Genomic DNA, 13,594 nt, shown 5'->3' on the forward strand with positions numbered 1-13,594 from the left:
CCATGAAGTGATCAAAGTGGTCAAGTTGGCGGCAGGGTACCGATCAAATGCGACAAAAAAGGTGACGTGGTGCATGGCATAACGCCATCAGGCATGACGCTGTTCACGTTTGAGCGAAATGTCATCGAAGATTCATCGTGATCTACGATCTTTTCCTTAGAGAATCCGCCGATGCACAGCGCAGAGAGGTTCACCTTGGAGGTGTGTAGGGTACTACCTTGATCAGCAGCGAAGGTTCCTGTTGCTGATGATCCGCCCTCACGCAACGCAATTCAAAGAGGCCGGCTACATCAAAGCGCCAGGGCAGGCTCACGGTGCTGCCGGGCTCACTCAGGCGGGTGTTGGGGTAATCCTTGCGGAGGTCCGGCATCAACCGGTGGATCAGGTTCTGGTCGCGCAGGGCGGTGTTGTCGCCAAGTGCAAACAGATGCCAGTCATCACTGTGGTTGGTGAAGGTGAGTGCCCGCGAGACGCCCTGTGGGAATGACAGTTGTGCTGGCTGCCAGCGTTTGCTGAACAGCACGGGGGTGGCCGTCAGTTGTCCGGGTTCACGCAGGGCGGTGCCGGCCGCCATGGGGATCTCGTCTGGCAGAATGCCATGACCCCAGCTACCCTGTGCCCACAAAAACGTGGTCAGCGCGACAAGTGCTCGTACCCGCAAAACCGTCATCCAAAATTGATCCAGGAGGGATAATGTCGCTCAGAATCCGTGTTTTGGCCACCAGCTTGCTGTTGGTCATGGTGTCGCTGGTGCAAGCTGCACCCCTAACGGTAGCGGTAAAAGCCTCGCCACCCTTCAGTTTTCAGAGTGGTGAGCGCTGGGATGGTATCAGCGTGGAATTGTGGGAAAAGGTAGCTGAGCAGGCCGAGATTGAGTATCGCTACCGCCCCTATCGTAGCGTCAATGAAATGCTCGAAGCGGTAGAGCTGGGGCAAGCGGATTTGGCGGTTGGTGCCATCAGTGTGACGGCGGATCGTGAGCGGCGCCTGGACTTTTCCCAGCCCATGTTCCGAGGCGGATTGGGTATCGCCACCCGTAGTGAGCCCAGCGGCTGGCTGGTCACCCTGCGTAACCTGTTTACCTGGAAATTCTTTTCAGCGGTGCTGGCGCTTGGGCTGGTGTTGTTGATCATTGGTGTGTTGATCTGGCTGTTCGAGCGCCGCCGTAATCCGGAGCAATTCGGTGGTTCCATGAGTCAAGGTATCGGCAATGGTTTCTGGTGGTCAGCGGTCACCATGACCACGGTGGGCTATGGCGACAAGGCTCCCGTGAGCCCGGCAGGGAGAGCACTGGGTTTGATTTGGATGTTCGCCAGCATCATTACCATTTCCGGTTTTACTGCCGCGATTGCCTCCAGTGTCACGGTGAATAAATTACAGACCCGCATCAGTGGCGTATCGGATTTGCTCCGGGTTAACGTGGGGAGTGTGGCCAACACCAGTGGTGCCCAGTGGCTGGCGGCGCAGGGGATTCACTACAAACCCTACGACAACCTCAAGCAGGGCATGCGCGCAGTCGCACTGGGGGAAATCGATGCCATGGTTTCCGATGCGCCAGTCATGCGTTACATGCTTCGCGATCGCGACGACAAAAATCTGTTGGTGCTGCCGAATCTGATCCGTGAGGAAAGTTATGCGTTTGCGGTTGCTAACGAGAGCCCGTTACAGGAGCCATTGAATCTGGCCATGCTGAATGTATTGCCAACGGAAGAGTGGCGAATGATCCTCAACCGCTACCTTGGGAAAAACGATTCGTAGACCCTCCCGGCTCCGTTGTGCCGAACAGCGGAGCCAGCTCTGACAGATCATCCTCCAGATTCCAGTTGAGATGCTGGGCAATGGTTTTCAGCAATACCATGGCATTGACGGGGGCGTCCGAAAGATTGCGGTCATGGAAGCGTTTAACGAAACATTGATTGAGTTCGTTCAACGTTTGGTAGCGTTCGTTCAGCCCTGCCAGTGACGCCTGTTCTCCCTCCCGATTCTGCACAATCTGTTGAAGCAGATAGAGGCTGGTACTGCGTACCAGGGTTTCTGTGTGAGAGCTAAGCGGAAGATGAAAACGCGCCATGGGGCGCAGGAATCGAGTGTGCGGGCAATCACTACTGGCGCATATCAGCCCGAACAGGGAGCCCAGCGCCCGTTGCAATGTGGTGTCCTGCTGGTAATTGCGCGGCTCGGTTTTCACTTCCAGCGAGATCGTCCGGTAGGACTCCCCTGAAGGTAACCGGGGTAACAGATAAGCCAGGTTGCGGGCAATCGGGCAATAGGCATGGGTGTCGGTGGTCAGGGGGCAATGGCTGCACTGGCAATAGTCCAGCTTTGCCCAGGCAGGGGGGGAGAAGTCGTCCGGTACAGCAATGGAGTGATCTTCCTGCAAATGAATCGGGATGCGGACATCTGTGCCATTCGCATCCTGAATCCGGTAGAGGATATCAGGCTGCATGAGCCTCACCGCGTTGGCGGCGTGGTAACTGGATCGTGAAGGTGGTGCCTTCGCCCTGCTGACTTTTCACCGACATGCTGCCCCCGTGCTGCTGAATGATGTCATGGGAAATAGACAACCCCAGCCCGGTGCCCTGCCCAATGGGCTTGGTGGTAAAGAACGGCTCGAAGATCTGGTCAATCTTGTCATCGGGAATCCCGGGGCCGTCATCCGCGATGTTCAGGGTGAACCATTCATCATCGCAGCTTACCTCAATGCGGATTTTTCCCTTGCCCTGAATCGCCTGGGCGGTGTTGACGAACAGGTTCATGAACACCTGGGAAAGCTGGCTTTCCGATCCCTGCAGGGCTGGCAGGTCTTCCGGGATCTGTCGCTCAACCGTAATCCGGTTCTTCAGCTCGTGTCGGGCCAGATTCAGTGACGAATCAATGCAGTCGGCAAGAGAAATGGATGAGAACTTGTCCGGCTGATTATGGGAAAAGTGTTTCAGATCGCGAATGATTTTCTTGATCCGGTCGATGCCTTCCACCGTTTCATGCACCAGGATTTCCTGGTCATCCAGCATGAAATCCAGCTTCTTTCTCTCTGGTATATCGCCGCCTTCAATGGCCAGAAAGCGGTCAAACTTCTCTGCGGTAATACGCTTTTCCAGCCCGCGGATTACTCCGCTCATGGCAGTCAGATATTCCTTGCAACGATTGATGTTGGAGGCCAGGAAGGCAATCGGGTTGTTAATCTCATGGGCGATGCCCGCCGAGATGGTGCCCAGGGATGCCATTTTTTCGGAATGCAGCAACAAAGACTCCACTTCATTGAGCTTCTGGTCCTTGTCCATCACTGCCTGGTGCAGTTCCGAATTTTCCGCCTTGATCTCGGTAATATCGGTGCCGAAATAAATGTAGCCGTCATCTTCATCGGAAATGTAGGAAAGCGGGAACAGGAACATGTTCATCCAGTACACCGAGCCATCCGGACGGCGGTTGCAGACTTCGCCATTCCATACACCGGAAAGTGCCCGTTCGCACTGCATTACGCCAGCGCCAGACGGCAACATATCCGCCGCCGGATGATTCACCGCTTCCGGCTTGCCGATAAGTTGCTGGAAGGAAAAACCGCTCAGCGACAGGAACTTGCCGTTGGCGAAAGTGATCATCCCATCGCGATTGGTGGTGAGCACACAGTACTCATCGATAATCCTGCCCAGTGGCCCGAGTGCCTGCTTGTTGAGTTTGTGCTCATCGGCATTCACTTCAATCAGCCGCAGCCGCCGCCCGAAGGTGTCATTGGTCAGTGAGGAAAACTCGCTTAGCCGGGCCTCCACGTTCATGGAAGTCCGATAAGTCTTGTAGAGAAAGAAAATAATGATCAGCAGGATCAGTGTCGAGGCAATGAGGAACAGTCCCTGTGCTTCAATGCCCATGATGTCTGAAGATGCCCAGATTGTTTCCATGGCCCTTTACCGCATATATCGGGGTGAATTCAGTCGCCAAGCCCCAGGCTCTGCAATGCTTTTTCCTGTTCGCGGACTTTCTGCGCCAGGATGCGATTTTCCAGCAGGATGTCGTGGAACCTCATGCCTTCGCGTAGTGCTTCCAGAAGTTGCTTGTCTTCCCAGGGTTTGGGAATAAAGCGGAATGCACCGGCCTTGTTGATGGCGGACATGACGGTTTCGATATCAATCACGCCAGTGAGCAGAATGCGGATGGCATCAGGTTGCAGTTCGCGAATTTCCTGCAACAACTCCACCCCGTTCATCTCCGGCATCATGAAGTCCGTGACAACGGCATCGAACACGGTGGTGCGGGCGCGACGTAATGCCTCGTGGGGGTCTTGGTAGGTTTCCACCTGCCAGTCGGTATTCAATGACAGGGTGCGATGCAGGGCCTTGAGGATGTAATCCTCATCATCAACGAGCATGATCTGATACATGGTAGCTCCCTTTGAGTCAGGCAGTGCTGGCATCCTGCCGGCACACTGAATGAACGACCGATCAAATCGTCGGCCTTACCTGAACGATACGCCTGCAAAAAGGGGGAAACAATTCATTGCCCGGCCGTGACAGACCCAGTCATGCAGCCCCGCCAACCGTCGGTCGGTAGCAATGCAAAAATACGGGTAAAAAATAGGGTTTTCAGGCCGTTTTCAAGATGGATTTAGTCACTGATCCGGTGGCGATCAGACGCTCTTCTCCTGCCTCATTCACGGCAAAGGCTTCTGTCCGCATGGCGGCCAGTGTGCGGCCAATTCGATCTGTCCTGGCGCGCAATAAAACCGACTCGTTTTTCTTGGCGGCACGCAGCACGCTGCTGTGGGTTTCCACCGTCACCGGCGCTTGATCGTCATTGAGTAACGATGCCGCCGCAAAGAAGCAGCTGACGTCCATCAGCGCATAGAGAATGCCGCCATGCAGTGTGCCCAGTGGGCTGGCAGTAAAGTCGTTCACCTGGAATCGTAGTTCACTGGTGCCCTCAGCGGCGTGCAGCAGTTCCAGTTCGCAGGCACGGTGCAGCGGATGGGCAAGCACATCGTCGCGAACAACATCAAGGCGGCTCATGGCATTTCTCCTTCAGTGAAATGAGCGGGAGACACTCTGCCTGCATTCCGCTGTGCTGTGAATGACCGCTGGGAACCTCTTCGCTTGACCTGAGTCTCAATGATGTCGAAGATAGCCCCTCACCCCACATTGGCGAATCCATGAAATCACTGGTCTGGACATTGCTGCTGATCATCTGCACCCACGTGCTGGTGCTCGATGCCGTGCATCATGAACATGATGCCGGGGCAGACTATGCCCAGTCCCTGAGTGATGACAGCCACCAGCAGGAGCGCGTCCAACTGGATGTGTTGGACCAGGGCGCAGAGCACTGCTGCCAGTGCCACGGCTTCATGGCTGGTGTGGATTGCCCGCCTGCACGACAGCCAGCGCCAGTCACCGCGCTGCTCGGCTGGCGCCCGGATCTTCCCGACGCCCCCCCGGAATCCCCGTTCCGCCCTCCTATCGCCTGATCGTTCTGACGTTTCGTTTGCAGTGATGTGTCCCGTGTCGGGTCGTTCACTGTGATTCATCGTGTCTGAATTATCAGGAGACTTCCCATGGGAAGCCGTTACCTCGTGCGTGTCAGTGTCATGCTGACCGTACTGTGTGGCGCGCCATTGGCCGCCAGCGCGACTGTCGATCAGCATTCAGCAGCGCAATCGCAATGGGCGCAATGGGTGCGCCAGCAAGTCCAGCAGTTGCCCGCCAGCCGTGCCATCCAGGCACGGCGAGAGCAGTGGCTGGCAGAAAGCCGTGGGGCAGAGCAACCGCTCTATAACCCCAATCTCAATATCAACTATGAAGACAGTGCCGAGGTCACCCAGACCGTGGGCCTCAGTCAGACTCTGGACTGGTCTGGCAAGGCGCGGGCCAGTCGCGATGTCAGTGCTGTGCGTCAGACGCTGGCGGACCTGCGTGCGCAAAAGGCGCGGGCCGATCTGTTGGCGCAATCGCTTCAGGCATTGGTCGCCTGGGATGCCGCCCAGGCACGATTGCAGGCCGCCCGCCAGCAGGAGCAGCAGCTCACCGAACTCACCGAACTGATCCGTCGTCGCCAGCAGGCCGGTGATGTGGGGCAGGTGGATGCCAGCCTCACCCTGCTATCGGTGGGGCAGGCCCAGCAATCGCTGGCCGAAGCGGAAGCCAGTGCCACCCGGGCACAAACCCGGTTGCGCGAAGTGATGGCGTTGTCCGCTCCCGCCTATGGGTTGCCACAGGACGGCTTCACTTCAGCGGGTGCCGTCACGGGCTCGCCCGATGTGCGCCTGCCAGCCAACTACGATCTGCAGCTGGCGGAACAGCAACTGGCGTTGGCCGAGCAGGGCGTCACCATCGCCAACAAGCAGCGTAATGCCGACCCTTCCCTGGGGGTGTACGTGGGCAAGGAGGGTGACGACAACCTGTGGGGCGTGGACCTCAGCTTGCCGCTGAAATTCTTCAACACCGACAAGCCTGCCTACCAACAGGCACTGGCCGACAGCGATGCCCGCCGTGCCCTGCTGGAGAAAACCCGCAACGATATCAGCGCCCGCCTGCAAGGCGCGCTCGACAACGCGCAGCAACAACAGCAGCGCTGGGACAACTGGCAGCAACTGGCGCAACCCTCGTTGAGCGATAACGACGCCCTGCTCAAACGTGTCTGGCAACAGGGCGAGCTCACCACCCAGAACTACCTGCTGGCGCTCAATCAGAGCCTCGACACCCGCCTGTCCGGCATCGCCCTGCGCGAAGCCATGCAGCAAGCCTGGATCGACTGGCTCCAGCAAAGCGCCCAGCTGGATGAGTGGTTAGCCGCACTGGCGGATTAATTGTTTTGTAGGAGCGGCGCTTGAGCCGCGAAGAAATTGGCACTGCATGCCGTGTAACGCTTCGCGGCTCAAGCGCCGCTCCTACATAAAAAATGGGAAATTTTTTATGAAAACCAAAATGACTTTCAGAAAAACGCCGCTGGCGATCGCCCTGCTGGCAACCCTGTCCTTCCCCGCATGGGGCGAAGACGATCACGGCCATGACCATGATGCTGCGCCGGCAAAAAGTGAATCCCACGCGCAGGAAAACCATGATGATCATGACGCCCACGATAATCATGACGACAATGCACCCTCGCATGATCATCAGGACGAACACGGCGAGCAAGAGGAATCGGGCGTAACCCTTACGCCCGAACAGCAAGCCATGCTCAACCTGCAGGTCGTCACTCTGCAGCCGCAACAGAACGCCACCCAAACTCTCACCGTCCCGGCGGAAATCACCAGCAACCAGTACCGCACCTGGGTGGTGCCGGTGCGCATCGATTCCCAGGTGCAATCGCGCAGCGCCTCCCTGGGCCAGCACATGAAAAAAGGGGAGCCCATTGCCACCCTGTTCAGTCCGGCCATGGCGGAACTGCAAAGTGAACTGCAGGTGGCCGCCGATGCCTGGCGACGGGTCAATAATCTGGGCCGACGCACCGTGGGCAACCAGCGCTATCTGGATGCGCAAAGCCAGTACCAGTCCCTGCGTGCCCGCGCCAAGGGTTATGGACTGGATGACGCCGCCATCCGCGCCATCGAAAGTGGCAAAAGCGAAAAGGGCATCTACACCCTTACCGCTCCGGATGAAGGGTTGGTGCTGGAAGATGCCTTCCAGCAAGGCCAGTGGCTCACCGCCGGTAGCGAACTGGTCACCCTGGTGGATGAATCCGAACTGTGGGCCGAAGCGGCGCTGCCGCCCAGCCCAGGCCTGCACATTCCCACCGGCACTGCTGCGCGGCTGCTCATCGGTGATGCGACTGTAGAAGGCGAAGTGATCCAGTCCGGCCACCGCCTTAACCCGGTCACGCGAACCTTGTCGGTACGTGTGGCGGTGCCCAACGCCGGGCACCTGTTGCACCCCGGCATGTTCGCCGATGTGGCGTTGTCACTGTCGGCACCGGAGAACGCGCTCACCGTACCGGAAGAGGCCCTCACCCGTGGCCCCGATGGGGACTGGCAATTGTTTGTGGAAGAGGCGCCGGGCCAGTACCAGCCGGTGGAAATCGAACTCACCGGTCAACTTAGTGAGCAACGCATCGTTAGCGGCATCGAACCGGGCACCCGCGTCGTCACGCGCGGCGCGTTCTTCCTGGCCAGTGAAATGGCCAAGTCCGGTTTCGACATTCACAACCACTAAAGGATCACTGCCATGTTTAATCGTATTGTCGATTGGGCGGTGACCAACCGTCTGATTGTGTTGTTGCTGCTGGTGATCACCGTGGGAGTGATCGGCTGGCAATTGCCCAACCTGAAGCTGGATGCCTTCCCGGACGTGACCAACGTGCAGGTGCAGGTCAACACCGAAGCGGAAGGGCTGGCCGCCGAAGAAGTGGAGCAGTTGATCACCTATCCCATCGAGGCGGTGATGTACGCGCTGCCCCAGGTGGCCGAGGTACGTTCCATTTCCAAGACCGGCCTGTCCATCGTCACCGTGGTGTTCGAAGACGGCACCGATATCTACTTCGCCCGCCAGCTGGTGTTCGAACGTTTGCAGGCAGCGCGGGAAGATATTCCCGAGGGCGTCGGCACCCCGGAGATGGGCCCCAACACCTCCGGCCTCGGGCAGGTCTATCAATACCTGCTCACCGCCAAACCCGGCGCCAACATCGATGCCATGCAACTGCGCAGCCTCAACGACTGGGTAGTAAAGCTGCTACTCATGCCCGTGGGCGGTGTCACCGATGTGCTCAGCTACGGCGGGGAAGTGCGCCAGTATCAAGTCAACGTGAACCCCACCCGTCTGCTCGCCTACGACCTGACCCTGCAACAGGTCATGGACGCCATCGCCGCCAACAACCGTAATGCCGGTGGCTGGTATCTGGATCGCGGTGCCGAGCAACTGGTGATTCGTGGCATGGGCTGGGTGGGCAGCGGTGAGCAGGGCCTGCAAGACATCGCCGCCATTCCCCTGCGCGAAGTGGACGGCACCCAGGTGCGCGTCAGCGATGTGGCCAAGGTGGAATTCGGCGGCGAGATCCGCCAAGGCGCGCTCACCATGACCCGCCGCGACGCCAATGGCGAACCGGAAGCATTGGGCGAAGTAGTGGCGGGCATCGTGCTCAAGCGCATGGGCGCCAACACCAAGGCCACCATCGATGGCATCAAGGCACGGGAAGCGCGCATCCAGCAGGCCCTGCCCGACGGGGTGGAATTTCAGGTGTTCTACGATCAAGCGGACCTGGTGGAAAAAGCCGTCAGCACCGTGGTCACCGCCTTGCTGCTGGCGTTCGTATTTATCGTCATCGTGCTGGCCTTGTTCCTGATGAATCTGCGCGCCACCGTGCTGGTGCTGCTGTCCATTCCCCTCTCCATTGGGCTCGCCCTGCTGGCCATGACCAGCTTCGACATGTCCGCCAACCTCATGTCCCTGGGCGGACTGGCCGTGGCCATCGGCATGCTGGTGGATGGTTCGGTGGTGATGGTGGAAAACATCTTCAAACACCTGAGCCGCGTAGAAGGCAGTCACGATGCACAAGGCGGTATCGCCCTGCGGGTGAAAGACGCTGGCCAGGAAGTGGCGCGGCCGGTGTTCTTCGCGGCCAGCATTATCCTGGTGGTGTTTCTACCCCTGTTTGCCTTCGAAGGGGTAGAGGCCAAGATGTTCGTGCCCATGGCCATCAGCATCATGCTCGCCATGGCCGCCGCCGTGCTGGTGGCACTGATCGTGGTGCCCGCCCTGGCCGGTTTTCTGTTCCGTCACGGCGTGGAAGAAAAGCCCAACAAACTCATGCAGTGGCTGGAAGCCCGTTATCGAAAGCTGCTGGCTAAAGCCATGCAGGCCCGCAAGGCCGTCATCGGTGGCGCGGTAGGTCTGTTCGCCTTGGCGTTGGCCACCACTCCCTTCATCGGCACCGAATTCGTGCCGGTACTGGAAGAGGGTACCCTGGCCCTGCGCGTGACCCTGGCGCCGTCTTCCAGTCTCGATACCGCATTGGAAGTGGGTGAAAAGCTGGAGAAAGAAATCATGACCTTCCCGGAAGTCACCTACGCGCTCAGCCGGGTCGGACGCGCTGAAATCGGTGGCGATCCGGAGCCGGTGAGCAACGTGGAAATCTATATCGGCCTGAAGCCGGTCAGCGAATGGGAAAGCGCCAGCACACGTCTGGAGCTGCAGGAAAAAATCCAGCAAAAACTGGCGGTCCATCCCGGCCTGCTGCTCAACTTTTCCCAGCCCATCGCCATGCGCGTGGACGAACTGCTTTCCGGCGTGAAAGCGCAACTGGCCATCAAACTGTTTGGCCCGGATCTCACTGTGTTGCAGGAAAAAGGCGAAGCGATTACCCAGGCAGTGAAAGAAGTCGATGGTGCCACTGATGTGCAACTGGAACAGATCGCCGGGGAAGCCCAGCTGGTGGTCACCCCGGACCGCAACGCCCTCAGTCGTTACGGCCTTAGCGTCAATCAGGTCATGGATCTGGTCAGCAACGGCCTGGGCGGCGGTAGCGCCGGGCAGGTGATTAACGGTAACGAACGCTACGACATCTATGTGCGCCTGGAACAGGATGCCCGCAACAATGCGGAAGCCATTCGCAACCTGCGCTTAAAGGCAGCAGACGGCGCCTGGGTGCGGCTCATGGATGTGGCAGACGTCGATCTGGTGTCCGGCCCTCCGCAGATCAGCCGCGACGACGTGCAGCGCCGGGTGGTCATCCAGGCCAACGTGGCCGGGCGTGACATGGGCTCGGTTGTCACCGACATCCAGCAAGCCATCGACAGCGAAGTGGATCTGCCCCCCGGCTACAGCGTGGACATCGGCGGCCAATACGAAAACCAGCAGCGGGCCCAGCAGCGCCTCGCCATGGTGGTACCTGTGGCCGTCGGCCTTATCGCCCTGTTGCTCTACTTCGCCTTCGGCTCCGTGGCCCAGGCCGCCCTAATTTTGGTGAATGTTCCATTGGCCCTGATCGGCGGCATCCTCGCATTAGCCATCAGCGGCCAGTACCTGTCTGTGCCCAGCTCCGTGGGCTTTATCACCCTGTTCGGGGTGGCGGTGCTCAATGGGGTGGTGATGGTGGAAGCCATTAATCATCGGCTGCGCGATGGGGAAGCATTGGATGTAGCCATCTTCGAAGGTGCGGTTTCACGGTTGCGCCCGGTGCTGATGACCGCACTCACCTCCATGCTGGGGCTGATTCCCATGTTGCTGGCCACCGGAGTGGGCAGTGAAGTGCAAAGGCCGCTGGCGGTGGTGATTGTGGGTGGGCTGGTGTCAGCCACGGCGTTGACGTTGTTGGTGTTGCCGAGTCTTTATGGGGTGTTTTCGAAAAGGAGGGTTGAGGAGTTGAAAGGATAAAGAGTCAGTTACTGGCTTGACGGCCTGGAATGCCAGTCCGATAATAAAGCTACGACTCACCCCTCGCAGGCATCATTAAGTTGATGTTTGCTTGGGGCGGAAAAACCGCCTTATTGGCGGTTTTTTCATTTTTGGCATAAGGATATGCTTTGAAAACAATAATTTACGTGGACGGGTATAACCTGTTCTACGGCTGTCTGAAACATTCAGAGGATAAATGGCTGGATCTGAAAGCGCTACTGGCAGACCAGATACTTCATGTCCAGAACCCTCACTCCGAACTGGTGAAAATCAAGTTCTTCACTGCCGATATCAAATCCAAAGTCGCATCCAACGGTGCTGCCGCCCAGCACGCGCAGCAGGCTTATCACCGGGCTCTCTGTGTCCGTTATCCCGACGAAATCGATATTATCAAAGGCTACTACAGTCTTGAGAAGGCGCGGTTGCTCAAATTCAAGCAGCCGCCAGATAAAACGGACCGTGTCGATGTGTGGCGGCTGGAAGAAAAGCAGACAGATGTGAATATCGCACTGGAAGCATATCGAGATGCTTCCAAAGGTCTGGCTAAACAGTTGGTCTTTGTGTCGAACGATACGGATTTGGCGCCAGCGCTAAAGGCAATCAGAGATGATTTTGGTACGTCTCTGGTTTTGGGTACAGTGATACCGGTTCGTGGATCAGGTAGTGGCAGGCCCCCAAATAAACAGTTGAGCCAGTATTGTGATTGGACTCGATCACACATTACGGATATTGAGCTGAGGGAAAGCCATCTTCCTGAGGTAGTTGCAACGGGCAAAAAGCCCGTGATGAAGCCTGAATATTGGTAATGAATACGCACGGGGCAAGGCCTGACCCTTTTGACCCTCAGGACAAGCCGGTGAATGCAGTGTTAGGCGCCCTGACAGAGGAAGCCTCCCAGGGCTACACTGATCCTTGGTAACCCTAGTGATTCGAGGTTGAGAAGGGAATGGAGACACAACAGCTGGAGTCGGCGCTGGCTACGGTAAATGCCTTGCTCCAGGCGGAGGGTATGCAGGAGGCCGCCCATATTGTCCGTGCATATCCAGCCCGTGCTGAGCTGACGGGCTACGACAACTGGAACGGTGGCACCGACTTATGGGACGTGTACTTAGAGGTGCCAGCCGTGGAGTACGCGCGCTTCGGCTCCCGGCGAACGCAGCTGGAAGAACAGATTACGGCGCGGCTGAAGACGGTCGTAGAACAAGAGACCCAAGATTGGTACTCCGCCAAGATCGTACCTGCACGAGAGCGCAATACAGATTGGCGCGGAAAACCTTTTACCGTGCCGCGCCAGACTCGGCTAAATATCTTCGACGGATTTCGGCTGGAAAATGTGATTTGGCACGGCCAGCTGGATGAGGTGGAGTTCCTTAGCAGGCTCTACGATCTCCAGAAGTTACCGTCGCTCGACAACCGATTTAAGGACGCGGCAGGTGACATTTGGCAGCACTGCATCAACAACGAGGATTGGGAGCGGGATTGGGTGTTCGCCGACGACCGTTTTCAGTTGATCAACGGCCCCGCAGATACCTTCCTACGGTTCCTCTGTGAGACTGTGCATCCGGTCATACGTCCGGATCGGAACGAGGCGCTCAAGCTTGTTTCCGATTTTAATGACCAATTGCGACAGGCTGGCTGTGAGATTTTCGAGGAAGAACGTATCGGGGGGCGACCGCGCTTCTCCTACCGCGAACTCACCCACTACGGACCGCGTGCGGTGTCGCGTGCGCACACAGTGGCTGATGCTTTGGACGCAGGATGGATGGCCAAGGCGATCGAACGTCTGGAACGCGCCGTAGACAGCGACCCAGAGCTAGCCATAGGTACGGCTAAGGAGCTTGTGGAGTCCTGTTGTAAAACCATCCTGACCAAGCGCCGGGTGGAGTTTTCTAGGTCCGCGGACTTGGGCTGCCTCACAAAGCTGCTGGTCAAGGAGCTGCAGCTTGTTCCGGAGGGTGTATCAGATCAAGCCAAGGGCGTGGATAATATCCGTCTTATCCTGCGTAACCTTACGCAACTGACGCACAATCTCGCACAGTTGCGGGGACTTTACGGCACCGGGCACGGCCGAGATGGCCAGCACCGCGGTTTACAGCCTCGTCATGCGAGGTTAGCGGTTGCGTCTGCTGTGGCCTTCATTGATTTCGTTGCGGATACATATCGTCACCGGGAAGCGAAGGCGCAGCCTCTCGATAGCAACGACCAATAGCGAACATGAGAGGCAGGTCTCGCCCCGTGGTGCCCCACCATTTCTCAACGCCTCCACAAGGCTTTCATGCTCCGCA

The 13,594-nt window shown here is 57.9% G+C and carries 12 protein-coding genes; 7 read left to right on the top strand and 5 right to left on the bottom strand.

What is annotated here, in order from left to right:
* Window positions 1–190: 190 nt before the first annotated feature.
* Window positions 191–670 carry a cupredoxin domain-containing protein gene (locus Y5S_RS10625; RefSeq protein WP_035232866.1) on the bottom strand — a complete coding sequence of 160 codons (480 nt, stop codon included), beginning with the start codon at window positions 668–670 and terminating at the stop codon, window positions 191–193.
* A gap of 23 nt (window positions 671–693) precedes the next feature.
* Here Y5S_RS10625 and Y5S_RS10630 point away from each other — a divergent pair, with 23 nt between their 5' ends.
* Window positions 694–1,758, top strand: a complete 1,065-nt coding sequence (locus Y5S_RS10630; protein ID WP_035232867.1) for a transporter substrate-binding domain-containing protein — start codon at window positions 694–696, stop codon at window positions 1,756–1,758.
* On the opposite strand, the gene Y5S_RS10635 is transcribed toward Y5S_RS10630, so the two are convergent.
* The 4 genes from Y5S_RS10635 to Y5S_RS10650 form a co-directional block, all read right to left on the bottom strand.
* Window positions 1,727–2,446 (bottom strand): DUF6901 family protein, encoded by a 720-nt coding sequence (locus tag Y5S_RS10635; protein WP_052041526.1) that lies wholly within the window; start codon window positions 2,444–2,446, stop codon window positions 1,727–1,729. The genes Y5S_RS10630 and Y5S_RS10635 overlap by 32 nt on opposite strands.
* Window positions 2,436–3,896 (bottom strand): ATP-binding protein, encoded by a 1,461-nt coding sequence (locus tag Y5S_RS10640; protein ID WP_035232868.1) that lies wholly within the window; start codon window positions 3,894–3,896, stop codon window positions 2,436–2,438. The genes Y5S_RS10635 and Y5S_RS10640 overlap by 11 nt, the downstream gene beginning before the upstream one ends.
* A 29-nt stretch (window positions 3,897–3,925) precedes the next feature.
* A complete protein-coding gene (locus tag Y5S_RS10645; RefSeq protein WP_035232869.1) occupies window positions 3,926–4,375 on the bottom strand; it encodes a response regulator in 450 nt (149 codons plus the stop codon).
* A gap of 202 nt (window positions 4,376–4,577) precedes the next feature.
* Window positions 4,578–5,000 (bottom strand): PaaI family thioesterase, encoded by a 423-nt coding sequence (locus tag Y5S_RS10650; RefSeq protein WP_035232870.1) that lies wholly within the window; start codon window positions 4,998–5,000, stop codon window positions 4,578–4,580.
* 140 nt (window positions 5,001–5,140) lie between these two features.
* Between Y5S_RS10650 and Y5S_RS10655 the strand changes: the two genes are divergently transcribed.
* The 6 genes from Y5S_RS10655 (at window position 5,141) to Y5S_RS10680 (ending at window position 13,518) form a co-directional block, all read left to right on the top strand.
* Window positions 5,141–5,452 carry a hypothetical protein gene (locus Y5S_RS10655; RefSeq protein WP_035232871.1) on the top strand — a complete coding sequence of 104 codons (312 nt, stop codon included), beginning with the start codon at window positions 5,141–5,143 and terminating at the stop codon, window positions 5,450–5,452.
* 87 nt (window positions 5,453–5,539) lie between these two features.
* On the top strand, window positions 5,540–6,790 hold the full coding sequence (locus tag Y5S_RS10660; protein ID WP_035232873.1) for a TolC family protein: 1,251 nt from the start codon (window positions 5,540–5,542) through the stop codon (window positions 6,788–6,790).
* A 106-nt stretch (window positions 6,791–6,896) separates the two neighbouring features.
* Complete coding sequence (locus tag Y5S_RS10665) at window positions 6,897–8,132, top strand: efflux RND transporter periplasmic adaptor subunit (RefSeq protein WP_035232875.1); 1,236 nt, start codon at window positions 6,897–6,899, stop codon at window positions 8,130–8,132.
* Window positions 8,133–8,144: 12 nt separating this feature from the next.
* A complete protein-coding gene (locus Y5S_RS10670; RefSeq protein ID WP_035232877.1) occupies window positions 8,145–11,288 on the top strand; it encodes an efflux RND transporter permease subunit in 3,144 nt (1,047 codons plus the stop codon).
* Window positions 11,289–11,437: 149 nt separating this feature from the next.
* A complete protein-coding gene (locus tag Y5S_RS10675; RefSeq protein ID WP_035232880.1) occupies window positions 11,438–12,115 on the top strand; it encodes an NYN domain-containing protein in 678 nt (225 codons plus the stop codon).
* Between the two features lie 140 nt (window positions 12,116–12,255).
* Entirely contained in the window at window positions 12,256–13,518 is a 1,263-nt protein-coding gene (locus Y5S_RS10680; RefSeq protein ID WP_035232882.1) for an abortive infection family protein, read from the top strand.
* Window positions 13,519–13,594 lie beyond the last annotated feature (76 nt).

Origin of the sequence: Alcanivorax nanhaiticus, assembly GCF_000756665.1 — a bacterium.
GTDB lineage: Bacteria > Pseudomonadota > Gammaproteobacteria > Pseudomonadales > Alcanivoracaceae > Alcanivorax > Alcanivorax nanhaiticus.

Excerpts from the sequence above, each read along its gene's own strand:
- Y5S_RS10625 (WP_035232866.1), bottom strand. The coding sequence starts at position 670 with ATGACGGTTTTGCGGGTACGAGCACTTGTCGCGCTGACCACGTTTTTG.
- Y5S_RS10655 (WP_035232871.1), top strand. The coding sequence starts at position 5,141 with ATGAAATCACTGGTCTGGACATTGCTGCTGATCATCTGCACCCACGTG.
- Y5S_RS10630 (WP_035232867.1), top strand. The coding sequence starts at position 694 with ATGTCGCTCAGAATCCGTGTTTTGGCCACCAGCTTGCTGTTGGTCATG.
- Y5S_RS10635 (WP_052041526.1), bottom strand. The coding sequence starts at position 2,446 with ATGCAGCCTGATATCCTCTACCGGATTCAGGATGCGAATGGCACAGAT.
- Y5S_RS10660 (WP_035232873.1), top strand. The coding sequence starts at position 5,540 with ATGGGAAGCCGTTACCTCGTGCGTGTCAGTGTCATGCTGACCGTACTG.
- Y5S_RS10640 (WP_035232868.1), bottom strand. The coding sequence starts at position 3,896 with ATGGAAACAATCTGGGCATCTTCAGACATCATGGGCATTGAAGCACAG.
- Y5S_RS10670 (WP_035232877.1), top strand. The coding sequence starts at position 8,145 with ATGTTTAATCGTATTGTCGATTGGGCGGTGACCAACCGTCTGATTGTG.
- Y5S_RS10645 (WP_035232869.1), bottom strand. The coding sequence starts at position 4,375 with ATGTATCAGATCATGCTCGTTGATGATGAGGATTACATCCTCAAGGCC.
- Y5S_RS10650 (WP_035232870.1), bottom strand. The coding sequence starts at position 5,000 with ATGAGCCGCCTTGATGTTGTTCGCGACGATGTGCTTGCCCATCCGCTG.
- Y5S_RS10665 (WP_035232875.1), top strand. The coding sequence starts at position 6,897 with ATGAAAACCAAAATGACTTTCAGAAAAACGCCGCTGGCGATCGCCCTG.
- Y5S_RS10680 (WP_035232882.1), top strand. The coding sequence starts at position 12,256 with ATGGAGACACAACAGCTGGAGTCGGCGCTGGCTACGGTAAATGCCTTG.